At 60.2% G+C, this 422-nt stretch carries 1 protein-coding gene; it reads right to left on the bottom strand.

The window, feature by feature from the left end:
- Positions 1-266: hypothetical protein (locus E2C06_RS39070; protein WP_206664863.1), on the bottom strand; the 266-nt coding region annotated here is incomplete at its 3' end.
- Positions 267-422 lie beyond the last annotated feature (156 nt).

Genomic DNA, 422 nt, shown 5'->3' with positions numbered 1-422 from the left:
GCCTCGAGCCTCGCACCCTCAATCACTGGATCGCCCGCCTGCGGCAGATGTTCCGTCGACGCCCAGCTGCCACTCCAGAACGCTTCTAAGTCAACGGTATTGGGGCTAGCCAGTCCTCGGCTGCGATTGATCCAGGCGATGGTGCGCTCGACGACCGCCTGTATAATCTTGCCGGTTTGGGGTGTTGCCGCCAGTAGCACCGCGCGGTGGGGGAGCGCTGCCGCTTGGTGGTGGGGCGCGAAACACCACTTCGATGTTGTCTTCAACTATCTCAATCCGCCGCACCAGCATTCGTGTGATGTCCCGTGTGCCTAGGGCCTGTCAGTCCCTGAGTATTGCCCCATCTACCTGGAATGATTGAAGAAAGCAGGCCACGAGTTCTGACGGATGCGCAATGGAAGGTGCTGGCGCCACTCATTGAG

Source organism: Dankookia rubra, from assembly GCF_004355005.1.
Lineage (GTDB): Bacteria > Pseudomonadota > Alphaproteobacteria > Acetobacterales > Acetobacteraceae > Paracraurococcus > Paracraurococcus ruber_A.
Note: the sequence above shows the minus strand (reverse complement) of the source record. Positions and strands in the feature narration are given on the sequence as shown.